The following is a 22,977-nucleotide window of genomic DNA, read 5'->3' on the forward strand; positions in this document are numbered from 1 at the left end:
ATGAAAACCCCAGTACGACCAAAGGCGCAAAAAAAAAGCTGTGAATGTTCATTCACAGCTTACATTTCATACAACTAGATTAAACATCTAGCAATAAGCGAGTTGGATCTTCAAGTAACTCTTTAATAGTCACTAAGAAACCAACAGATTCTTTACCATCAATGATGCGGTGGTCATAAGAAAGTGCTAAATACATCATAGGAAGTATTTCAACTTTACCATTTACTGCCATAGGACGATCTTGGATTTTATGCATACCCAAAATCGAAGATTGTGGCAAGTTAATGATAGGTGTAGATAGCAATGAACCAAATACGCCACCATTAGTAATAGTGAAATTACCACCCGTCATATCAGCAAGCGTTAGCTTACCATCACGACCTTTAAGTGCTAGTTCACGAATACCTTTTTCGATTTCAGCAACAGATAGTTTGTCACAATCTTTAAGTACTGGAGTAACTAGACCACGTGGAGTAGATACTGCAATGCTGATATCGAAATAGTTATGGTAAACAATATCGTCACCATCAATTGATGCGTTAACATCAGGGAAACGTTTAAGTGCTTCAGTTACCGCTTTCACGTAGAAAGACATGAAACCTAAACGAATGCCATGACGCTTTTCAAACGTTTCTTGATACTGCTTACGAAGGCTCATGATTGGTCCCATGTTCACTTCGTTGAATGTTGTTAACATTGCAGTTGAGTTTTTAGCTTCAAGAAGACGTGTCGCAATCGTTTTACGTAAACGAGTCATAGGTACACGTTTTTGTGTACGATCGCCCATCGGTGCTGCTGGAGCAGAAGCTTCTGCTTTTTTAGCCGCTGGCGCTGGTGCTTTTAAGAAAGTATCAACGTCTTCTTTAGTTACACGACCATTTTTACCCGTGCCTTTAATTTTAGAAGCGTCTAAGCCTTTTTCAGCGATTAAACGACGAACTGATGGAGTTAACACATCTGAGCTTTCGCTTGAATCTGCTGGCGCTGCGTCTGCTTTTGCAGCTGGAGCCGCTGGTGCACCGCCTGCTTTAACCGAACCAATTACTTGCTCGCCTAATACAGTATCACCTTCTCCGTGAATGATATCACCCATGATGCCATCTTCTTGAGCTACTACTTCAAGAACAACTTTATCTGTTTCAATATCTACCAAGTTTTGGTCGCGTGTTACAGCGTCACCTGGTTGTACATGCCATGTAGCAATTGTTGCGTCTGCAACTGATTCTGGAAGTACAGGTACTTTAATATCCACTTCTTTACCTTCTGATGCTGATTGCGCCGCTGGCGCGTCTTCTGATTTAGCTGGTGCTGATTCTTCTTTAGTTGAACCTTCACTTGCTGGCGCTGCATCAGCATCACCAAGTAAACCCATAACTTGATCGCCAAGTACGGTTGCACCTTCTTCTTGTGATATCTCTGTAATTACACCGTCGTGCTGTGCAACAACTTCTAGAACCACTTTATCTGTTTCAATGTCTACTAAGTTTTGATCGCGAGTTACTTTGTCGCCAACACTTACATGCCATGTAGCAACGGTAGCATCTGCAACCGACTCAGGAAGAACAGGAACTTTAATTTCTGTGCTCATTGCTTATCCTTTATTTTCTATAGTAAGCGCGTCGGCAACGAGCGCTTGTTGTTCTTTAGTATGTACTGACATGTAACCACACGCTGGTGATGCAGATGCTTTACGTCCTGCATATTTTAATTTAGCACCTTGTGGGATTGCATCAATAAAGTGATGTTGTGAACAGTACCATGCACCTTGGTTTTGTGGCTCTTCTTGACACCATACAAAATCAGTTACGTGTTGGTAGCGCTCTATAATTGTTTTCATTTCATCGTGCGGGAACGGATATAGCTGTTCAACACGTACAATTGCAACATTATCTTGCTCAAGCTTACGACGTTCTTGTAATAGTTCGTAGTAAACTTTACCACTACAAAATACAACACGTTCTACTTTCTCCGGGTTAATATCATCAATTTCATCGATCATATTATGGAAAACACCGTGTGAAAGCTCTTCAAGTGATGAAGTAGCAAGAGGGTGACGAAGTAACGACTTAGGTGTCATTACAATCAGTGGACGACGAAGTGGTCGAACTGATTGACGACGAAGCATAGCGTAAACTTGTGCCGGAGTAGACGGAACACACACTTGCATGTTGTGATCAGCACATAGTTGTAAGAAACGCTCTAAACGCGCTGAACTATGCTCTGGTCCTTGACCTTCGTAGCCATGCGGTAACAAAATTGTAAGACCACATAAACGGCCCCATTTTTGCTCACCAGAACTTAAGAATTGGTCAAATACAACCTGTGCACCATTGGCGAAATCACCGAACTGCGCTTCCCAAAGTATTAGTGATGTAGGCTCTGCTGTTGCATAACCATACTCAAAAGCAACAACGGCTTCTTCAGATAAAACCGAATCAAATACTTGAAAAGTACCTTGGTCTTTACTTAGGTGCTCTAAAGGAGTGTACGTAGCACCATCAGTTTGACTATGAACAACAGCATGGCGATGGAAGAATGTACCACGACCAGAATCTTGTCCAGTTAAACGAATGTCAGTGCCTTCTGTCGCAATTGTTGCATAAGCAAGTGTTTCTGCCATACCCCAATCAAGCGCTTTTTCACCACTTGCCATTAACTTACGATCATCGTAAATCTTTTTAACACGAGATTGAGCAACATATTGCTCTGGGTAAGTTGCAATTTTTTCACCCAGTTCTTTTAGTCTTTCAACAGAAACACTCGCGTCGTAATCAACATTCCACTCGTGGCCAACATATTTAGCCCAATCTGAAGAATGCGAAGTCTCTGGCTGTATTTCTGAAACAACACAGTTGCCTTCATCTAATGCATTACGGTAATCATCTGCTAGAGCTTTAACTTCTTGTTCAGAGAAAGAGCCTTCTGCAATCAGTTGATCAGCGTAAATTAAACGTGGAACTGGATGTTTTTTAATTTTTTGGTACATGACAGGCTGAGTTGCATTAGGCTCATCAGCTTCATTGTGACCATGGCGACGGTAACACACTAAATCGATAACTACGTCGCGCTTAAACTGGTTTCTGAAATCAAGTGCAAGCTGTGTAACAAATGCAACAGCTTCAGGATCATCAGAATTAACATGAAATATTGGTGACTGAACCATTTTAGCTATGTCAGTACAATATACAGTTGAGCGTACATCATCTTGTTTAGACGTTGTAAAACCTACTTGGTTATTTACAACAATGCGTATACTACCACCACAGCTAAAGCCATTAGTTTGTGACAAGTTAAATGTTTCTTGTACAACACCTTGACCAGTAACTGCAGAGTCACCATGAATTGTAATTGGTAGAGCTTTAATACCAGAGCTATCACCTAAGCGATCAAGACGAGCGCGAACTGAGCCCATAACTACTGGATTTACAATTTCAAGATGAGATGGGTTAAACGCAAGCGCCATATGTACGTTGCCACCTTTAGTAGCAAAGTCAGATGAGTAACCCATGTGATATTTAACATCGCCAGAACTTAATGTCTCTTTGTGTTTACCGGCAAACTCATCAAATAATTCTGATGGGTTTTTACCTAGTACATTCACAAGAACATTCAAACGACCACGGTGAGCCATACCAATAACAGCTTCTTGTTGGCCGCTTTCACCAGCGCGGTGAATAAGCTCTTTTAGCATTGGAACTAACGCATCGCCACCTTCGAGTGAGAAACGCTTAGCACCTGGGAACTTAGCCCCTAAATATTTTTCAAGACCATCAGCAGCCGTAAGACCTTTTAGGATACGTAGCTTTTCATCTTTTGAGAATTTTGGCCTAGACTGGACAGATTCTAAACGCTGTTGTAACCAACGCTTTTCCTCTGTTGATGTGATGTGCATATACTCAGCGCCAATTGAACCACAATATGTAGTTTTTAGTGCTTGGTATAGTTCACCTAAAGGCATAGTATCGCGCCCTACGGCAAACGACCCTACGTTAAACTCGCGGTCAAAATCACTTGAAGATAGGTCGTGGTACTCTAGCTCTAAATCTCGTACACGCTCTCGTTGCCAAATACCTAATGGATCTAGGTTTGCATTTTGGTGTCCACGAAAACGGAAAGCATTAATAAGTTGTAGAACTTTAACCTGTTTAAGGTCACCGCCACTACCCTCTGCTACCACTACTTCTCTATGCTTGTTTTTTGCAAGCTGTGCAAACTGTGCTCGAACCTCTGAATGTTTTACTTCAACATCCACACCATCAACTTTAGGTAATTGTTCAAACACTTCTCGCCATTCGTCTGGCACAGAAGTCGCATCGTCTAAATACGCTTCATAAAGCTCTTCTACATAAGCAACGTTGCCGCCGTTTAAATGTGAAGATTCTAGCCATGCCTTCATCACACCTTCGTGCATTTATAAGCCCTTTTTTTTAGCGCAGAAATTAATAGTTATTATAACAAGATGGCTAATATAATTTAATATCAGCCATCTTACCTTTACTAAGCTATCAAACCGCTCGGTTTAGTAACATAGATTTGATTTGTCCAATTGCTTTGGTCGGATTAAGACCCTTAGGACAAACGCTAACACAGTTCATGATACTGTGACAACGGAACACACTGAACGCATCGTCTAAATCCGCTAAACGTTCTTCAGTTGCTGTATCTCGGCTATCAGCCAAGAAACGGTAAGCATGAAGAAGGCCTGCTGGACCAATGAACTTGTCTGGATTCCACCAGAACGAAGGACACGATGTTGAACAACATGCACACAAAATACACTCATAAAGCCCATCTAATTTATCACGTTCTTCAATAGTTTGAAGACGTTCGCCTGCTGCAGGCTGATCATTAATTAAATAAGGTTTAACTTTTTCGTACTGAGTGTAGAACTGACTCATGTCAATAACAAGGTCACGAACCACAGGTAAACCTGGTAATGGACGTACTACGATTTTACCTTTGCCATTTTTTTGTAGCGTAGATAAAGGAGTAATACATGCTAAACCATTTTTACCATTCATGTTAACACCATCAGATCCACACACACCTTCACGGCATGAACGACGGAAAGATAATGTAGGATCTTGTTCTTTTAGAAGAATAAGTGCATCCAACACCATCATGTCGTGACCTTCCTCTGTTTGCAAGGTGTATTCTTGCATACGAGGAGCGTTGTCAACATCTGGATTATAACGATAAACTGAAAATTGTACTTGTGCCATCGTCTATCTCCTAGTAAACACGTGCTTTAGGTGGGAAAGCTTCACGCGTTTTAGGCGCATAGTTTACATCACGCTTACTCATTTCATCCGTTACAGGATTGAATACTGAGTGACATAACCAGTTTTCGTCATCACGATCTGGGTAGTCAAAGCGAGAATGTGCACCACGGCTTTCTGTACGGAAGTTTGCAGCTACTGCAGTCGAGTAAGCTGTTTCCATTAAGTTGTCTAGTTCAAGACATTCGATACGCTGCGTATTGAAGTCTGATGATTTATCATCAAGACGAGCATGTTGCAGACGTTCGCGAATTTCTTTAAGTTCTTGAAGACCTGCAGCCATTGAGTCACCTTCACGGAATACCGAGAAGTTAAGCTGCATACATTGTTGTAGGTCTTTTTTGATTTGAACTGGATCTTCACCTTGGCCAGCCGTTGAATTTTCCCAACGATTGTAACGTGCAAGAGACGCTTCTAAATCTGATTCTGAAGCAGCTTTAGATATTTCAACGTCATTTAGGTACTTACCTAAGAAGTTACCCGCAGCACGACCAAACACAACTAAATCAAGTAATGAGTTACCACCTAAGCGGTTTGCACCGTGTACAGATACACATGCAATCTCACCTACTGCAAATAAACCTTGAACTACTGTTTCGTTGCCTTGAGCATCGATTTGTAGCGCTTGTCCATTTACATTAGTAGGAACACCACCCATCATATAATGACAAGTTGGAATTACTGGAATTGGCTCTTTTGCAGGGTCAACGTGAGCAAATGTTTTAGCAAGGTCACATACGCCTGGAAGACGTAAATTAAGTGTTTCTTCACCCAAATGGTCAAGTTTTAACTTAAGATGTGGACCCCAAGGACCATCACAACCACGACCTTCACGGATTTCAGTCATCATTGAACGTGCAACAACGTCGCGAGACGCTAAGTCTTTTGCGTTTGGTGCGTAACGTTCCATGAAGCGTTCGCCATCTTTATTTAAAAGATAACCGCCTTCACCACGACAACCTTCAGTTACTAGCGTACCAGCACCTGCGATACCCGTTGGATGGAACTGCCACATTTCCATGTCTTGCATAGAAATACCAGCACGTGTTGCCATACCAACACCGTCACCAGTGTTAATGTGAGCATTAGTGGTTGATGCAAATATACGACCTGCACCACCAGTAGCTAATACAACAGCTTTAGATTTGAAGAAGGTAACTTCACCTGTCTCAATCTCAATTGCAGTACACCCTACTACATCACCATTATCGTTTTTAACTAAATCAAGTGCATACCATTCAGAGAATACATTTGTTTTGTTTTTAACGTTTTGTTGATATAGAAGGTGTAATAAAGCATGACCAGTACGGTCAGCAGCTGCTGCAGTACGTGCGGCTTGTTCACCACCAAAGTTTTTCGATTGACCACCGAAAGGACGTTGGTAAACACGGCCATTTTCAAAACGAGAAAATGGTAAACCCATGTTTTCTAATTCGGTAATAGCTTCTGGGCCAGTTTGACACATGTATTCAATAGCGTCTTGGTCACCGATAAAATCGGAACCTTTAACGGTATCGTACATATGCCATTCCCAGTTATCTTCGTGTGAATTACCAAGCGCAACCGTAATACCGCCTTGAGCAGATACAGTGTGTGAGCGCGTTGGAAATACTTTAGATATTAATGCACACGTTTTGCCAGATTCTGTAATTGCTAAAGCAGCGCGCATACCTGCACCACCTGCACCAATTACTACGGCGTCAAATTCACGAACAGAATATTTCACTTAAACACCCCATAATACGATTAGACCAATAGCTACGTAAGCAACGGCCATTAGGTTTAATACAAAACCTAAAACTGCACGAAGCTTTGCGCACTTAACATAGTCTGTAAGAACTTGCCAAAGGCCAATGCGGGTATGAACCATAATGCAAACAAGGGTAATTAACGTAAACCCTTTCATTGCTAGGTTAGAGAAGAGGCCTGTCCAGGCTTCGAAAGTGACTTCTGGCGTCGCTAAAAAATAGCCGATAATAAAAATCGCGTAAGCGCTGATTATTAATGCCGTGGTACGTAAAGATACGAAATCTTGTACACCATCACGTTTTAGAGTTGCTTGATTTAAAACCATATCCACACCCCTGCCAATACGGCAAACACAACACCAAGAGCCATTGAAACTTTAGCGCTGAGGTTACCTGATTCAAGTTCTTCCCAATGTCCCATATCCATAATCATATGACGGATACCACCAATAAGGTGATAACCTAATACAGAAACAGTGCCCCAAGCTATAAATTTGGCAATGAATCCGTTAAACAGACCCTTGACGAATTCAAAACTTTCAGCTGAAGAGAGAGACTCAGACCAAGCCCAAATGACAAACGTTAAAGCAAAAAATAATGCAACACCGGTGACGCGGTGAAAAATTGAAGCTTTAGCCGTTGCCGGCATAGATATAGTTGTTAGATCTAGATTTACAGGTCTTTGCTTTTTCACAGTTACTTGCCCATCTTTGCTCACAGTGGAGCTCATCTACTTGTTTTTCTAAAAACCCACCAAATATTACTGATGGAACTATCAAAATAAACGTACCAAAACAATTAAAGTTCACAAACCTGTAAATTTTAAGCTGTTAATAATATGTTTACCCAAATACAATACGGTTTAAAACCACCGTTAGTATATATACCCACAGGGCTTTTTACAATTCTTGTTTATTTAGAGATGTTTGCGAATTAGCCAATAGTATTATATTTAATTAATACCGAATATTTATTATACATATATGCATAATGTTTATAAAAATTGACTTTAACCCCCTCTTTCACGTTAAAATGAGAAGATGTGCTTAAAACAGATTTCAGAACTTTAAAATCTAAAAATCAGAATAGATATCTTAATAGGAGATACATAACGATGGCAGATAAAAAAGCCACAGTCCAAATTGATGGACTAGATCCAATCGAACTTCCAATTTATCAAGGCACTGCTGGCCAAGATGTAATCGACGTACGTACGTTAGGTTCACACGGTCACTTTACTTATGACCCAGGTTTCATGTCGACTGGTTCTTGTGAATCTGCAATCACCTATATTGATGGTGGTAAAGGTGTACTACTTCACCGTGGTTACCCAATTGAGCAATTAGCTGAAGACTCAAACTACATTGAACTTTGTTACTTACTTTTAAATGGTGAGTTACCTTCTAAAGAACAATATGAAGTTTTTAAGAATGAAATCACTACAAGCACTATGCTTGACCAGAAAATTGCTAACTTTTTCCAAGGTTTCCGCTTTGACGCTCACCCAATGGCAATGCTTTGTGGCGTAGTAGGTGCATTATCATCTTTCTATCATGAAGACCTTGATATTACTGATGCTGAACAACGTAAAACAAGCGCAGTTAAGCTTGTTGCTAAGTTACCAACAATCGCGGCAATGGCTTATAAAACAAATATCGGCCAACCGTTTGTATACCCACGTAACGATTTAAGCTACGCAGAAAACTTCTTACACATGATGTTCTCTGTACCTGCTGAAGAATATAAAGTTAATCCAGTAACTGCAAAAGCGATGGATAAAATCTTTATGCTTCATGCAGATCATGAACAAAATGCATCAACTTCAACAGTTCGTCTTGCTGGTTCATCTGGTGCTAACCCGTATGCATGTATTGCAGCTGGTATTGCATCTTTGTGGGGCCCTGCTCACGGCGGCGCTAATGAAGCATGTTTAAACATGTTAGAAGAGATTGGCTCTGTTGACCGTATCGATGAATACGTAGCTAAAGCTAAAGATAAAGCTGACCCGTTCCGCCTTATGGGCTTTGGACACCGTGTTTACAAAAACTTTGACCCACGCGCTACAGTAATGCGTCAAACGTGTCACGAAGTTTTAGCTGAGCTGAATATCCAAGATCCACTTCTTGATATTGCTATGAAGCTTGAGCAAATTGCGCTTGAAGACCCATACTTTGTAGAGAAAAAACTATACCCTAATGTAGATTTCTACTCTGGTATTATCTTAAAAGCGATTGGTATTCCAACAAGCATGTTCACTGTAATCTTTGCAATGGCACGTACTGTTGGTTGGATCACTCACTGGGATGAGATGCTATCTCAACCTGGTCATAAGATCAGCCGTCCTCGTCAACTTTATACTGGTTACACTCAACGTGACTACGTATCAACTGACAAGCGTTAATTAACGTTGGTTAGTTTAAAAAGGCCGCATTTTGCGGCCTTTTTTATTAACAACACTTGAGAATTATCATAAACCGATTACAATTCCTGCCTTAAAAACACTATGTAGATGAGCCATGCTTGCTTTAAAGTTTGATATAAATAAAATTAGAAACGACTTCCCAACATTAAATCAAACAATAAACGGCTGCCCGCTTGTTTATTTAGACTCAGCAGCAACCTCACAAAAGCCTCAATCAGTTATAGATACAATTACTGAATTCTATACGTTTCAAAACGCTAATGTACACCGTGGACGCCATACACTTAGCGAGCAAGCAACTTATTCATATGAACAAGTACGGGATAAAACTGCACAGTATTTCAATGTATTTAGTAAAGAGATTGTATGGACTAAAGGTGCTACAGAAGCCATTAACTTGGTCGCTAACGGATTAAAAAAGCGCTTAAATGAAAGTCATACCATAATGATATCTCCGCTTGAGCATCATGCAAACATAGTGCCTTGGCAAATAGTGAGTCAACAAACGGGTGCTAAATTAATAGCGCTTCCACTAAATAAAAATGGCACGCTGAACACCAAAGAATGCTGTGAATTTATAAAAGAAACAAAACCAGCCCTATTAGCTATTACACAAGCATCTAACACACTGGGTAATATCACCGATTTAAAACCACTAATTAGAGCTGCAAAAGACGTCAATTCTCTTGTTTTAGTCGATGGTGCACAAGGTGCACTGCATTTAAAACCCGATTTACGTGAATTAAACTGTGACTTTTATGTCTGCTCAAGCCATAAAATGCTCGGCCCAACAGGATTAGGTGTACTTTATGGTCGATATGAGCAATTAAATACCCTTGATATTTACCAATCAGGTGGGGAAATGATCGATAAAGTGTACTTAACTCACAGTACTTATCGTCCTGCGCCTGCAAAATTTGAAACTGGAACACCAAATATCTCTGGAGTTTTAGGCTTTGGTGCCGCATTAGACTATTTAAATGAATTAGATCACGCAAAAATTCAGCAATATGAGCAAAAATTGTTTAGTTATGCCGCTCAAAAATTGGTAAAGGTTGATGGTATTACAATATATAGCAACCTATCTGACAATATTGGTACACTCTGCTTCAACTTAAATGATGAACATCCTTATGATTTGGCAACTTTACTTGACGGGTACGGGGTTGCAGTAAGGAGTGGACACCATTGTACACAGCCATTAATGACACATTTAGGGCTTAATGGAACGCTAAGAGCGAGCTTTTGTTTTTATAATACCTATGAAGATGTAGATATATTCATTGATTCACTTAAAAAATGTATCGCTTTACTGGACTAAACGTCACTTTAATAGAATTAATTAGGATAACTCATGACAAATACGTTTAACAAAGTCACAGAATCTATAAAAAATGCGCCCGCTTGGCAGCAAAAATATCGTGAGATAATGCTTTTAGGAAAAACTTTACCTGTTTTAGCTGATGTTTTGAAGACTGATGATGCACTTGTACCGGGCTGTGAAAGCAAAGTATGGATGTTTGTTGAATTTGATTTAACAGAAAATACACTTGTTGTAATTGGTGACTCAGATACACGTATAGTAAAAGGATTATTAGCCATTATTTTAGCGCTTTACAATGGCCTCACACCAGAGCAAGTAGTGAATAAAAATGCGTATGAAGAATTTGAAAAGCTCGGCCTTATAAGCCACTTAAGCGCATCACGTGGTAATGGTATTAAAGCCATGGTTGATAAAATACAAACCATGGCACAACAAAAGCTTAGTTAGCAAAAACTAAGCTTGCGAGCGTTGTTTTTTATCTAGATATTTACGCACCGCTTTTGCCGCAACAAAAAAGCCGAAGCTTCCTGTGATCATAGTCACAGATCCAAAACCATTATTACAATCCATATTCATCGAGCCATCAGCACTTTGCTTAGCATGACATACGCTGCCATCGCTTCCTGGGTAAACCAATTGCTCTGTTGAGTAAACACAATCAATATTAAACTTACGTTTAGGATTATTACTAAAATTATACTGCTTACGCAAAATATAACGTACTTTTGCAAGTAATGGGTCTTGCGTAGTTTTAGCTACATCACCAAAAGTTATTTGGCTAGGATCTGTTTGCCCGCCAGCACCACCAGTTGTAATTATAGGTAGTTTATTACGTTTACAGTGAGCAATTAATGCTGCTTTTTCTTTAACTGCATCAATACAATCAATCACATAATCAAAACCTTGAATATGCTCTTGAATATTATCAAGCGTAATAAAGTCATCTATTACATTAATTTGGCACTCTGGATTAATAAGCTCGCAGCGCGCTTTCATTGCATCTACTTTAGCTTGACCAATAGTGCCCGTTAACGCATGAATTTGTCTATTGACGTTAGTCGCGCAAATATCATCCAAATCAATCAATGTTATTTTACCAACACCAGTACGTGCAAGTGCTTCTGCTGTCCAGCTCCCTACACCACCAATCCCTACTACACAAAAATGTGCTTCTTGAAGCCAATCAAACTGTTGATGACCATATAAACGTTTAATACCACCAAAACGTATATCTGTAACTTTTTCGCTCATTTACCAATCCAGTTGCCATGGCGACTGCCATGCTTGAAAATCTTGATGTTTAATTAACGCCAAATACTCATCACCATTACCGGGTAATAAAGTTAGCTGTATTTGTTCACCTTGCCATAAAAAGCTCAACGCATATGCATGTAAATAGGTACGATTTGATGGCGTGCCTGAATACATTGCATCGCCTAAAATAGGTGAGCCAACACTTTTTAGTGCCACTCTTAATTGATGCGTCTTTCCTGAGTAAGGTTTTAAAATATACCCTCTAAACCCAGGTTTATAGCTTAGCGAATAAAATCGGGTAATTGCAGGATTCAGCTTACTCGTTAGTAACTTAAACGAGCCACGGCGAGATTTAGCCATATCGCCTTTGATCCACCCCTGCTTCTTTTTCGGTTTAGCGTCACTAACCGCTAAATAAAATTTAGCAATCGCATGCTCAGTAAACATAACAGTAAAGCTGGCCGCAGCGGCTTTGTTTCGCGCTAAAATAATCAGCCCTGATGTCACTTTATCTAAACGATGAACGGCATAAAGCTTTTGCGATAATTGTTGTTCGGCTAACACAACAAAGCCGGGGCCATCTTCTGAATGAAAATTAAGACCCGCTGGCTTTTCTAAAATATAAAAATCGTTATGTGTAAAAATGATTTTTAATATTTTACTTACTTGCTCACTCACACGTTTTTACTTTTAATATGCGCTATCACTTTAGCTAAGTCATCGGGCGTATCAACTCCAGCATGGGGTGCTATTTGAGCTTGCTCTATTTTGATTTTATAACCATGATACAACACACGTAACTGCTCAAGCGATTCAAGTAGCTCAAGTGGCGATACGCTCAATTCTATATATTGTTTAATAAAACCCGCTCTGTACGCATAAATACCTACGTGGCGCTGAAATGGCGCTAAATTAAGAGCACTGCTGTCATTCATCATTGTGCTTCTATCAAACGGAATACTTGCACGAGAAAAATACAGCGCATTTTTATTTATATCGCTAACCACTTTAACGGCATTAGGATTAAATACTTCATCACGCTCTTCAATAGCAACACTTAACGTTGCCATTGGTGCTGTTGAATCACTTAATAGTGCAGCAACTTGGGATACATTTTCTGGCGCAAGTAAGGGCTCATCGCCTTGTACATTAACCACAATTGTATCGCTGTCGAGATCAAGTAAATCAACTACTTCGGCTAAACGCTCAGTACCCGATTGGTGATCTTCGCGAGTCATTACAACATCACTAGTAAATAAACTTACTGCATCAAACACTTTTTGATGATCGGTTGCTATAACCACTTTACTTGCACCTGATAAACATGCTTTTTCGTAAACATGTTGAACCATTGGCTTACCGCAAATATCAGCAAGCGGCTTACCCGGTAGTCGGGTTGATGCAAAACGTGCAGGAATTACAACTACGAATTCCACTTTTCAACCTCTTCTAAAGATAACTCACGTGCTTCGTTTTCAAGCAATACTGGAATATCATCTTGAACGGGGTAAGCAAGCTTAGCTGCAGTACTAATTAGTTCGTTGTTTTCTCTATCAAAGCGTAGTTTACCCTTACAAACTGGGCAGGCAATTATCTCGAGTAATTTTGTATCAAAGGCCATTGAGTATTCCTTTTTCTTTTAATAATGAATTTAATGTGTTTATTACGCTATCGGAAGGCTCTGCATCTATAGGTAAATAATACCAATTAGGTTTTGCAAAGGACTTACATTTAACCGCGTCTTTTTCGGTCATTATAATGCAATCATCACCAAACTGAATAAAATCATCTGCTGTATAAGCATAATGATCTCTAAAGTGATGAGTCGACAATAGCTTAATATTTTGTGCTTCTAATGAGTTTTCAAACCGTTTAGGGTTCCCAATTGCACTTATTGCATGTGCGTGAGTTACCGTATGTTTTGCATCATCACCTGAATTAACTAAGTGAAGGTTACTTACTTGCAGCACGTAGCTATTATTAGCCTGACCGCCATTTTCAATTACTATATCAACACTTTGTAAGCGTTTAGTTGTTTCGCGTAGTGGCCCTGCGGGCATAACAAAACCATTACCAAAGCGGCGTTCACTATCAACAATACAACACTCAATGCTACGAGGCATTTTATAATGCTGCATCCCATCATCAGAAATAATGACATCTAGCGTATGATTTTTTTCTAATAAATCGATATTGTGTTGTCTATTAGGGCCAACTGCTATTGGGCATTTTAAACGATGGTATAAAAGCACAGGCTCATCTCCAGCCTGCTGAGCATCTACAACTGAAGTGACTAACAGCGGGTAATTATCTGATTGCCCACCATAACCTCTACTAATAATACCCACTGATAAACCTTGCTGTGTTAAATGACTATACAACCACAAAACAAAAGGTGTTTTACCATTGCCGCCTACGCTTATATTGCCGACTACAATAACAGGCGTTTTGCACTCAAAAGGTTTAAGTATTTTAGCGCTGTACAAGAGTTTTCGAAATGCCGATACAACCCAAAACAAAGCACTTAATGGTAATAACAATAAAGTAATTAGACCAAATGGTTTATACCAGCTTTGCTCTATTTTGCTCACGCCTGATCACCAAACTGCATTTTGCAAAGTGCTGAATAAGTACCGTCATTTGCTAATAAGCTACTATGATCGCCACTTTCTATCACACGACCGTTATCAATAACATAAATTCGGTCACTGTTTTCAATAGTAGATAAGCGATGTGCTATAACAATAGAGGTTTTATCTTTCATTAGCGTTTCTAACGCTTGCTGAATAAGCTTTTCAGATTCGGTATCAAGTGCTGACGTTGCCTCATCTAAAATCAAAATAGGTGCATCTTTTAATATTGCACGCGCTATCGCTATTCGCTGGCGTTGACCACCTGAGAGCATTACCCCATTTTCGCCTACCATGGTGTTTAATTGCTCTGGCAGGTCTTTAACAAATTCCCACACGTGCGCTTGTTTGGCAACTTGTTCTAACTCTTCAACAGACACATCGTGCTTTATGCCATAACAAATATTGTTAGCAATCGTATCGTTAAATAACACGACCTGCTGAGACACTAAAGCAAATTGGCGACGCAGATCAGTTAATTTATAATCCTGCAGGGCTATACCATCAAGTAATATTTCACTCGGTAACTCTAAGTCATAGTAGCGTGGTAACAAGTTAGAAATTGTGGACTTACCTGAGCCTGAGCGCCCAACTAAAGCAATACTTTCACCCGCCTCAATCTTTAGCGACAAATCGTTTAATACGGCTTCATCTTTCGTTGGGTACTTAAAGGTTACGTTCTTAACTTCAATTAAACCTTTAACTTTATCAACCGAAACAGTGCCTGTATCTTTTTCCATTTCTTCGTCTAAAACTAAAAATATACTTTGCGCTGCAGAGATACCACGTTGCATATCACTATTCACATTGGCAAGTTGTTTTAGCGGACGCAATAACATCATCATTGAGGCAATTAATGCCATGAAGTCACCAGATGTAATCGTATCAATCATTGATGGCAACGACACCGCCCACAAAATAACTGCCATGGCACTTGCCGCTAAAATTTGAATTATAGACACACTAAGCGCTTTAGTTGCGTCCATTTTGATACGTTGCTGACGATTATGATTATTAATTTTCGAGAAGTGATTAATCTCTTGATCTTGACCACCAAAACCATGAATAACTTTATGTCCGCTCAGCATTTGTTCTGAGCTACGGGTAACTTGCCCCATGGCAGATTGAATGTTTTTAGAAATGTGGCGAAAACGTTTAGAGACGACGGCGACAATAATAGCAACAAGTGGGATGATCACTAAAAATATCAGTGATAGTTGCCAACTGGTATAGAACATTACCGCAAGTAAAAATACAACAAATGCCCCTTCACGTACAACTATTAGCAAGGCTTTAGTAATCGCTTGTTGAACTTGTTCTGTATCAAATGTGATTTTTGAAATTAAATCTCCCGTTGAGTTTTTGTCATGAAAAGAAACGGGTAAGTGCAATATGTGCTCAAATAACTCTTGGCGTAAAGAGCGTACAACTTGGGAGCCTACATAACTTAAGCAGTAAGAAGACATAAAGTTAAAAACACCACGCCCTAGAACTAACGCGATAACGACAAAAGGAGCGTACTTTAAAACTTCTGTATTACGCTGGTTCAAACCTTGATCAATAAACGGCTTCATTAATTGAATAAATAAAGCATCCATTGCTGAATAGCCTATCATCCCAATAATTGCGACAAATGCGACGCTTTTGTAGGTGCCAACATATGAGACAAGACGTTTATAAATTTGTGTAGTACTTTGATCCATAACACTCTCTAAATACAGAAACAATCTGTATTGTATCCTCCGATGAGATAAAACTAAACGTCAATCTTTGATAAACCAGTAACTTTCCTGCCCTCTTGCTGTTTCTATAGCCAAATTCTTTGCATAAAACTTAATACTAATTTGCCCTTCAACGCCTGTCGTAAATTGCTGGGCATTTATTTGGTTATACCGTTCAACGACAATGGCCTTGGGGAATTCCCATTGCCCTTTATAGGCACTTGAATGAATGACTACTTGGGGAGCAACGTTATTTATAAAATTAACACTTGAGGATGTATCGCTGCCATGATGCGGGCTTAACATTACTGTACTTTTTAATGATGTATTATCCGCTAATAACGATGCTTCACGCGCTTTTGATATATCACCAGTAAGTAAAACGCTATGAGTATTATCTGATACCCTAACAATGCATGAATCATCATTTTCATTTCCAAACCCTTTTGTACTAAAGCTTTGTACTTTTAATCCAGCAAAATCAATGTTTATGACTTCACATACATTATGTGTATTTTTAGGATGAAATTGTTGTAATGTTTCACCAAAGCCAGCATCTATGAAATGTTGTAATCCTCCAGCATGATCATTATCTTCATGACTTAGAATCGCCGTTTTCACTGTTAAATTATTTGCTTTAATATAAGGCAATAAAATACTTCGCGTACGGCTAAAGCGATTGAAATAACTGGGGCCAAAATCATAAATAAGCACTTGTTTATCTTTTTCAATTAATGCCATCAGTCCATGCCCTACATCAAATACATGTAGTTGCCACTTAGACTTTTCTGTTAGCCAATAATTTAATAAAAGCGTTATTGCTGGAATAAAAGCGAGCCATTTATAAGGAAGAAAATAAACCATCAACATAATAATATAAGTAAAAACGACAAATATTGAGTCAATTCTGCCAGTCGTTATCCACCTTAACGATTCTGGTATTTCATTAAGCAATTTAAATAGCGCATATAAGCCAGTATCAAACAGGTTTATTAAAATACTTATATCTAAGAAAATACTCAGTAATGTAAAAACAATTAAAAAAGGTAAGATAATGATTGAAAGCAGCGGTATAGCAATTAAGTTTATTATCAAACCCGCAATACTTACCCCATTAAAAAAATAGAGTGAAAGTGGCAATAAACCAATAAATAACGCTATTTGAATAACAAACAGTGAAATAACTTTATTTTTTATGCGAGTGTTTAATATTGGTAATTTATTAATAACTGTAAAAATGATAGCAACAGCTAAAAATGAAAAGTAGAGACCTGGATTGAGTAAATTAAATGGGTTAACAATAAGAACAATAACCAAGGCAAATAAAATGCTCCGCCAACGCAGCGGCTGCTTAGCAAGAAAATACAATAATAAATAACAACCCAGCATGATAAGCGCTCGCGTTGCAGATACTAAAAAGTCACTTAAGTATACATAAACCAAGGCTACTAAAAATCCGCATGAACTGTAATAAAGAGTCAGGTTGGATGATTGCCCAATCGAAGAATTAATCTTTGCAAAAATGAATCGAGTAAATAGATAACCGAAGCTAAAAATCAAACCAATATGTAACCCCGATATAGCAAGTAAATGACTTAGCCCAAGAGATTGCATTAATTGTTTATCAGCGTAGCTCATCAAAGATTTTTCACCGCTAAGCAATGCATAATAGAGCCACTGTAGTTTTGTATCCGTATAAGTGTTTTTAAGGAAGTGTTGATAATCTAAAATTATGCTTTGTTTGTCGCTATTTATAATATTAAGATTTTTATTAAGTACTTTACCTTTAAATAATATTCTACTTATAAAAGCATAACGTTCATTATCAAATACATTAAAATTTTTATTACTACGAAAATGTTTTAAATGAATTAAAGCAGAAAATTCATCACCTACTATTAAAGACTGTGCAGAATTAACACTGAGCATTGCTTTGGGTGCTCTAAAATCCGAGAAATTACTCCCTTCTAATGCCACTATTTTAACTTTAATATATTGAGGTTTTTTGTCAGAAATAACCTCTTCAACAATTAATGTAGAATCAAGTGCATACTTTTCATCCGGTTTTGGTATTTCAAAACTATAAAATAGGTAAAAATGCAGTCCGACAAAGCAAATTGCGCAAATAAAGCCTAACAATACGTTTGAAAACGGCTTAAAATAAGCGCTCATTATTACAATGAAAATTGTGAATACTGTAAATTCGAGAGTTTGATAATAAAATACGGTTGCTATACAGCCAATTACAAACCCAAGACTTATCCACACTGATGTAAATGGTTGCTTTAAATGGCTAAAAAAACGATCCAAAGATTTTTACCTGATCCAAATAAAATTAGACATCATAAATCACTAAGAATATTTGGACGCCTTTTACAAGATGCAAATCTTTGGCATTTAAATAGACGTTCTGCTCGAGGTGCATTTGCAGTCGGGTTATTTTTTGCTTTCATCCCTGTTCCTTTTCAAATGGTTTTAGCAGCAGCCGGCGCTATATTATTTAGAGTTAATTTACCTATCTCAGTAGCACTAGTATGGCTTACAAACCCTCTAACTATGCCACCTATTTTTTATGGCTCATACTTAGTGGGTACATTAATACTTAATCAGCCTGAGCAACACTTTGTATTTGAAGCTAGTTGGTCTTGGTTTCTAGAGAGCATAGAAACTATTGGTCCTGCATTTTTACTAGGTTCGTTAGTATGTGCTTCTATTGCATCAATTATCGGCTATTTTGGTATTGATATTATTTGGCGTCGTTCTGTTAAAAAGGCATGGTTATCGCGAAATAATTAGTAGCGTTAAAGCTAAATAATAATTATAAGATTCATGGCAATCCTAATCTTATAAAATATTATAGACGAAAAAAAACCAACTTTATTAAGTTGGTTTTTTTATAATCAATATTAGTAAACTTTAAAAGCGAAATATACGTCTTAAGCCAACTAATGGTAATAGCAATAATGTATACCAAGGAAAGCTAGCAGAGTTACGCTCATACACTTCTGCTTCTACTGGAGCACAGTTTTCTACTTCACCATTTGCAATTGGCGTTAACTTAACTGCAACTGCAATACTTTCGTATTCAATTTCACCATTGATATCAGTTACAACACCGCCTAAAGAATCAAGTTTTTCAACTGTCTTAGTCGCAGTACCAAATATTTCATTATTTTCATTGATAGCTGTTGCTTCAACCATTGAGTAAGCGTAGTCAGTTTCGCCATCAGTGTCATAACAAGGCAGTAAATCATTCAAATTAGTGATTTTATCTTCACCAATTTTGTAAATAAAGGCTTCTTTGAGTCGTGAACTATCAGATACACCCACTTCCCCTTCGCCTACAATATATCCTTGATTATTTATATCGTTGCCATAAGAACTTGAACTTGAAAAATAATCAGTTGGAAAAACTGTATTACCTGTTTCGATGTCATGATAGAAGAATTTATTACGAAGAGTGCCTTCAATACGCTTTGTCGCATAACCTGTAATTACATCATTATCATTAATAGCGATTGATTTACCAGCCTGCCAATCGTCTTCTTGATTAATAAAGTCAGTGACTGCACCGTCTTTAAAATAGACTGGCATTGTAAGAATCGTATCATCATTTTTGTAATAACGCGTATTTGATGAACCTACAATTGTACCGTTGTTGTTCACTGCTAAAGCAGTACTCGTAAATGCGTCATCTTCCGTTTCACCTTCATCAGGTGTAAGTGCCATACCAAGCTCTTCAACAGAAATAATATTTAACGATTCATCAAGTTCCCATTTAACAGCACGCTTATTAAATAAGCCTCGTGAAATATTAGAATTTAATAAGTTGATACACACTGACGTTGGTTCGTCTTCATTATCACAGTTATCATCAATATTATCTTGTCTGTCATCAGGAATACTTGTAGAGATATTACCTACAACAGTGTAACCACTATTTGTTTTGACTATATCGTTAGCGCGGCTTGTGCCGCCGTATTCATTAAACTCAGGCTCTAACTCAACACTTATACTGCCATCAGCACTTATTACAATCCCACGTTCTATAAACTCATGTGTGAACCACGTTTCTGCATCATCTTCACCATCAGGTGTAAAAGAAACTTTATCGTAAGGAGCACCGCCCCAACCAACAGTAACGCCGTCTTCACTTACAGCATTAAAAAGGTTAATAGTTGAACGCGTTAAGCCATCATAATCAACAGATGCAACATCAAATAACGGTTGCTCTGTTACTTGTGTGTCATTGTACTTTATGCCAACTAATGAGCTTAATTTTTGATATTCAAAATTTGTAGAAATTGAAGATAAAAAACTAACCATGAAAGTATGTGCATCAGAATTAGTAAGTACTGCATCATTATTTTCAATGTCATCAAGTGTAAAGGTAATCTCTTTATCACTTAAATCAAATGCAGCCTCTGTATTATCGTAGCTATTTTCAATAATATTTTCAGTAAAATCTATATAGCTGATATCAATAGGTAAATTGTATAAACCATTTGCGAAACCAATAATATGCCCGCTTTCGCTTACATCTGTTACATAAGAATATTTAGCGTCTTCAAGAGTCCCTAATTCACTTAACTGGTACGTAGCACTTGTTGCTGAAGTGCTTAATGTCGCTAAAATACTGGCAGCGAGTAATTTATATTTCATTTTAGTCCTTACTACTGATTCTGTAATTCTTCAAGTTCTTCCCAGCGCTCAAGCGCAGCTTCAAGGTCAGACTCAAGTTGTGCCAAATGGTTCAATGCTTTAGTTGTTACATCACTCTCTTGTTTAAAAAAGTCTGAGTCACTAACTACAGCTTGTTGAGCTTCAATTTCAGCTTCTAGTTTTTCCATTTTATTCGGTAGTTGCTCTAATTCAAGTTTTAATTTGTAAGAGAGTTTATTTGTTTTAGCTGCAGGTTTAGCAACTGGAGCGACTACTTTTTCAACTTTTTTTACTGGTTGCTGCTGCGTTTTTTTTTCTTGTTCAGCTAAATAGTTAACGTAAGCCTCATAGTCGCTATAGCCACCTACAATATCTGTAACTTTACCGTTACCTTCAAACGCCCATACACTTGAACATGTATTATCAATAAATTCACGGTCATGGCTTACAATCAGCACTGTACCTTGGTATTGATTAATGATGTCCTCTAGTAACTCTAACGTTTCAATGTCCAAGTCATTCGTTGGCTCATCGAGAACAAGGATATTAGACGGTTTTAAAAACAGTTTAGCTAATAGTAGTCTATTTTTTTCACCACCAGAGAGTGCTTTAACAGGGGTTCGAGCGCGTGCTGGAGGGAATAAAAAGTCTTGCAGGTAACCTAAAACATGACGTGAGCGTCCGCCCATCATCACTTCTTGTTTACCTTCGGCAACGTTATCTTGAACTGTTGCTTCTTCATCAAGCTTTTCACGATATTGGTCAAAGTAAGCAAATTCTAAATTAACACCTTGCTTAGTTATGCCGCTATCTGGTTCTAAATCACCAAACATTAGCTTTAATAGTGTTGTTTTACCAATACCATTTGGGCCTACTAGACCGATTCTGTCACCGCGCATTACCAGTGTAGAAAAATCATCAGCAATAACTTTGTCTTTAAATGCATGACAAAGATGTTGAGCTTCAAATACTAACTTACCAGAGCGATCTGCTGTTTCAATATTGAAATCAGTTTTACCAACTTGGTCAACACGTTGCTTACGCTCTGTACGAAGCTGTTTTAACTCACGAACTCTACCTTCGTTACGCGTTCTACGCGCTTTAACACCTTGGCGGATCCATGTTTCTTCTTCGGCTAAACGCTTATCGAACAATGCATTTTGGCTTTCTTCAACTTTTAAATCATGGGCTTTTTGCTCTAAGTACGTAGCGTAATCACCAGGGTACGAAATAAGCTTACCACGGTCTAAATCTAAAATACGCGTAGCAACAGCGCGAATAAACGCACGGTCATGCGATATAAATACGATTCCGCCTTTAAACTCTTTTAAAAATTGCTCAAGCCACATGACGCTTGCCATGTCTAAATGGTTTGTTGGCTCATCAAGTAATAATAAATCAGGCTCACTGACAAGTGCACGTGCAAGTGCTACTTTACGTAACCAACCACCAGAAAGAGACTCAAGTTTAGCTTCTGGCGTTAATTCTAATTGTGTTAGCACTAATTGAATTCGGCTATCAAAGCGCCAGCCATCAGCCGCTTCTAGTTGATTTGATAAACGTTCAAGCTTGTTTAATAACTTATCAGTACACACTGTTTGCAACTCATTACTTACATGATGAAAATCAATTAGTAAGTTTGCAATCTCAGGCATACCTTGCGCAACATAATCAAATACTGTGCCATTTGCGCCTTTTGGTGGATCTTGTTCTAAACGAGAAATTCTAATCCCGCCTAGCTGATTTATTTCACCATCATCTAATACAACTTCGCCATCAAGCACTTTTAATAGAGTTGACTTACCCGCGCCATTTCGACCAACAACACACACTCTTTCGCCACTTTCTATAACGGCATCTGCTTTGTTAAGCAAAGCATGCGTACCAAAAGCAAGTTGTGCTTTTAAAATTCTAATTAAATCCATAGTTCTTATTTG

At 38.4% G+C, this 22,977-nt stretch carries 19 protein-coding genes; 4 read left to right on the forward strand and 15 right to left on the reverse strand.

Annotated features, from left to right (window positions below):
• Positions 1-79: 79 nt before the first annotated feature.
• The 6 genes from odhB to sdhC all read right to left on the reverse strand — a co-directional run bounded on the left by odhB (position 80) and on the right by sdhC (position 7,721).
• The gene (gene odhB, locus I6F66_RS11490) at positions 80-1,588 is read right to left on the reverse strand and encodes a 2-oxoglutarate dehydrogenase complex dihydrolipoyllysine-residue succinyltransferase (RefSeq protein ID WP_165741166.1); all 1,509 of its coding nucleotides are present in this window, start codon (positions 1,586-1,588) and stop codon (positions 80-82) included.
• A gap of 3 nt (positions 1,589-1,591) precedes the next feature.
• Complete coding sequence (gene sucA / locus I6F66_RS11495) at positions 1,592-4,411, reverse strand: 2-oxoglutarate dehydrogenase E1 component (RefSeq protein ID WP_165727883.1); 2,820 nt, start codon at positions 4,409-4,411, stop codon at positions 1,592-1,594.
• A 94-nt stretch (positions 4,412-4,505) separates the two neighbouring features.
• Positions 4,506-5,222 (reverse strand): succinate dehydrogenase iron-sulfur subunit, encoded by a 717-nt coding sequence (locus tag I6F66_RS11500; RefSeq protein WP_007375751.1) that lies wholly within the window; start codon positions 5,220-5,222, stop codon positions 4,506-4,508.
• A gap of 10 nt (positions 5,223-5,232) precedes the next feature.
• Positions 5,233-7,005 carry a succinate dehydrogenase flavoprotein subunit gene (sdhA, locus tag I6F66_RS11505; protein ID WP_007375750.1) on the reverse strand — a complete coding sequence of 591 codons (1,773 nt, stop codon included), beginning with the start codon at positions 7,003-7,005 and terminating at the stop codon, positions 5,233-5,235.
• Positions 7,006-7,353 (reverse strand): succinate dehydrogenase, hydrophobic membrane anchor protein, encoded by a 348-nt coding sequence (gene sdhD, locus I6F66_RS11510; protein WP_007586873.1) that lies wholly within the window; start codon positions 7,351-7,353, stop codon positions 7,006-7,008.
• Positions 7,344-7,721 carry a succinate dehydrogenase, cytochrome b556 subunit gene (sdhC, locus tag I6F66_RS11515; RefSeq protein ID WP_076914908.1) on the reverse strand — a complete coding sequence of 126 codons (378 nt, stop codon included), beginning with the start codon at positions 7,719-7,721 and terminating at the stop codon, positions 7,344-7,346. The genes sdhD and sdhC overlap by 10 nt, the downstream gene beginning before the upstream one ends.
• Before the next feature lie 420 nt (positions 7,722-8,141).
• On the opposite strand from sdhC, the gene I6F66_RS11520 reads away from it, so the two are divergent.
• The 3 genes from I6F66_RS11520 to I6F66_RS11530 all read left to right on the forward strand — a co-directional run bounded on the left by I6F66_RS11520 (position 8,142) and on the right by I6F66_RS11530 (position 11,220).
• Entirely contained in the window at positions 8,142-9,428 is a 1,287-nt protein-coding gene (locus I6F66_RS11520; protein ID WP_197209299.1) for a citrate synthase, read from the forward strand.
• Between the two features lie 115 nt (positions 9,429-9,543).
• Positions 9,544-10,770, forward strand: coding sequence for a SufS family cysteine desulfurase (locus tag I6F66_RS11525; RefSeq protein WP_165727882.1), 1,227 nt, complete (start codon positions 9,544-9,546; stop codon positions 10,768-10,770).
• A gap of 33 nt (positions 10,771-10,803) precedes the next feature.
• Positions 10,804-11,220 (forward strand): SufE family protein, encoded by a 417-nt coding sequence (locus tag I6F66_RS11530; protein ID WP_007586879.1) that lies wholly within the window; start codon positions 10,804-10,806, stop codon positions 11,218-11,220.
• A 6-nt stretch (positions 11,221-11,226) separates the two neighbouring features.
• Here I6F66_RS11530 and tcdA read toward each other — a convergent pair whose 3' ends face one another.
• Genes tcdA through I6F66_RS11565 form a run of 7 tightly spaced genes read right to left on the reverse strand, consistent with a single transcriptional unit; the run spans position 11,227 to position 18,688 of the window.
• Positions 11,227-12,024, reverse strand: a complete 798-nt coding sequence (gene tcdA / locus I6F66_RS11535; RefSeq protein ID WP_024603405.1) for a tRNA cyclic N6-threonylcarbamoyladenosine(37) synthase TcdA — start codon at positions 12,022-12,024, stop codon at positions 11,227-11,229.
• A complete protein-coding gene (locus I6F66_RS11540) occupies positions 12,025-12,705 on the reverse strand; it encodes a TIGR01621 family pseudouridine synthase (RefSeq protein WP_165740985.1) in 681 nt (226 codons plus the stop codon).
• Positions 12,702-13,463, reverse strand: coding sequence for a 3-deoxy-manno-octulosonate cytidylyltransferase (gene kdsB, locus I6F66_RS11545; RefSeq protein ID WP_010552668.1), 762 nt, complete (start codon positions 13,461-13,463; stop codon positions 12,702-12,704). Before kdsB ends, I6F66_RS11540 begins: the two co-directional genes overlap by 4 nt.
• The gene (locus tag I6F66_RS11550; RefSeq protein ID WP_002961789.1) at positions 13,451-13,648 is read right to left on the reverse strand and encodes a Trm112 family protein; all 198 of its coding nucleotides are present in this window, start codon (positions 13,646-13,648) and stop codon (positions 13,451-13,453) included. The genes kdsB and I6F66_RS11550 overlap by 13 nt, the downstream gene beginning before the upstream one ends.
• Positions 13,638-14,618 (reverse strand): tetraacyldisaccharide 4'-kinase, encoded by a 981-nt coding sequence (gene lpxK, locus I6F66_RS11555; RefSeq protein ID WP_197209300.1) that lies wholly within the window; start codon positions 14,616-14,618, stop codon positions 13,638-13,640. The genes I6F66_RS11550 and lpxK overlap by 11 nt, the downstream gene beginning before the upstream one ends.
• Positions 14,615-16,360, reverse strand: a complete 1,746-nt coding sequence (gene msbA, locus I6F66_RS11560) for a lipid A export permease/ATP-binding protein MsbA (RefSeq protein WP_165740983.1) — start codon at positions 16,358-16,360, stop codon at positions 14,615-14,617. Before msbA ends, lpxK begins: the two co-directional genes overlap by 4 nt.
• Before the next feature lie 60 nt (positions 16,361-16,420).
• Positions 16,421-18,688, reverse strand: coding sequence for a DNA internalization-related competence protein ComEC/Rec2 (locus tag I6F66_RS11565; RefSeq protein ID WP_197140589.1), 2,268 nt, complete (start codon positions 18,686-18,688; stop codon positions 16,421-16,423).
• On the opposite strand from I6F66_RS11565, the gene I6F66_RS11570 reads away from it, so the two are divergent.
• Positions 18,668-19,174 (forward strand): DUF2062 domain-containing protein, encoded by a 507-nt coding sequence (locus I6F66_RS11570; RefSeq protein ID WP_007586895.1) that lies wholly within the window; start codon positions 18,668-18,670, stop codon positions 19,172-19,174. The genes I6F66_RS11565 and I6F66_RS11570 overlap by 21 nt on opposite strands.
• 120 nt (positions 19,175-19,294) lie before the next feature.
• On the opposite strand, the gene I6F66_RS11575 is transcribed toward I6F66_RS11570, so the two are convergent.
• Together I6F66_RS11575 and I6F66_RS11580 are read right to left on the reverse strand one after the other, a co-directional pair.
• Positions 19,295-21,040: a DUF3466 family protein gene (locus I6F66_RS11575; RefSeq protein ID WP_024589193.1), complete on the reverse strand. Its 1,746-nt coding sequence runs from the start codon at positions 21,038-21,040 to the stop codon at positions 19,295-19,297.
• An 11-nt stretch (positions 21,041-21,051) separates the two neighbouring features.
• Positions 21,052-22,965: an ABC transporter ATP-binding protein gene (locus I6F66_RS11580; RefSeq protein WP_010552661.1), complete on the reverse strand. Its 1,914-nt coding sequence runs from the start codon at positions 22,963-22,965 to the stop codon at positions 21,052-21,054.
• Positions 22,966-22,977 lie beyond the last annotated feature (12 nt).

This window comes from Pseudoalteromonas sp. NZS100_1 (genome assembly GCF_015864285.1).
Classification (GTDB): Bacteria; Pseudomonadota; Gammaproteobacteria; order Enterobacterales; family Alteromonadaceae; genus Pseudoalteromonas; species Pseudoalteromonas arctica.

Excerpts from the sequence above, each read along its gene's own strand:
- odhB (WP_165741166.1), bottom strand. The coding sequence starts at position 1,588 with ATGAGCACAGAAATTAAAGTTCCTGTTCTTCCTGAGTCGGTTGCAGAT.
- sucA (WP_165727883.1), bottom strand. The coding sequence starts at position 4,411 with ATGCACGAAGGTGTGATGAAGGCATGGCTAGAATCTTCACATTTAAAC.
- I6F66_RS11500 (WP_007375751.1), bottom strand. The coding sequence starts at position 5,222 with ATGGCACAAGTACAATTTTCAGTTTATCGTTATAATCCAGATGTTGAC.
- sdhD (WP_007586873.1), bottom strand. The coding sequence starts at position 7,353 with ATGGTTTTAAATCAAGCAACTCTAAAACGTGATGGTGTACAAGATTTC.
- I6F66_RS11520 (WP_197209299.1), top strand. The coding sequence starts at position 8,142 with ATGGCAGATAAAAAAGCCACAGTCCAAATTGATGGACTAGATCCAATC.
- I6F66_RS11525 (WP_165727882.1), top strand. The coding sequence starts at position 9,544 with ATGCTTGCTTTAAAGTTTGATATAAATAAAATTAGAAACGACTTCCCA.
- I6F66_RS11530 (WP_007586879.1), top strand. The coding sequence starts at position 10,804 with ATGACAAATACGTTTAACAAAGTCACAGAATCTATAAAAAATGCGCCC.
- tcdA (WP_024603405.1), bottom strand. The coding sequence starts at position 12,024 with ATGAGCGAAAAAGTTACAGATATACGTTTTGGTGGTATTAAACGTTTA.
- I6F66_RS11550 (WP_002961789.1), bottom strand. The coding sequence starts at position 13,648 with ATGGCCTTTGATACAAAATTACTCGAGATAATTGCCTGCCCAGTTTGT.
- msbA (WP_165740983.1), bottom strand. The coding sequence starts at position 16,360 with ATGGATCAAAGTACTACACAAATTTATAAACGTCTTGTCTCATATGTT.
- I6F66_RS11570 (WP_007586895.1), top strand. The coding sequence starts at position 18,668 with ATGGCTAAAAAAACGATCCAAAGATTTTTACCTGATCCAAATAAAATT.
- I6F66_RS11575 (WP_024589193.1), bottom strand. The coding sequence starts at position 21,040 with ATGAAATATAAATTACTCGCTGCCAGTATTTTAGCGACATTAAGCACT.
- I6F66_RS11580 (WP_010552661.1), bottom strand. The coding sequence starts at position 22,965 with ATGGATTTAATTAGAATTTTAAAAGCACAACTTGCTTTTGGTACGCAT.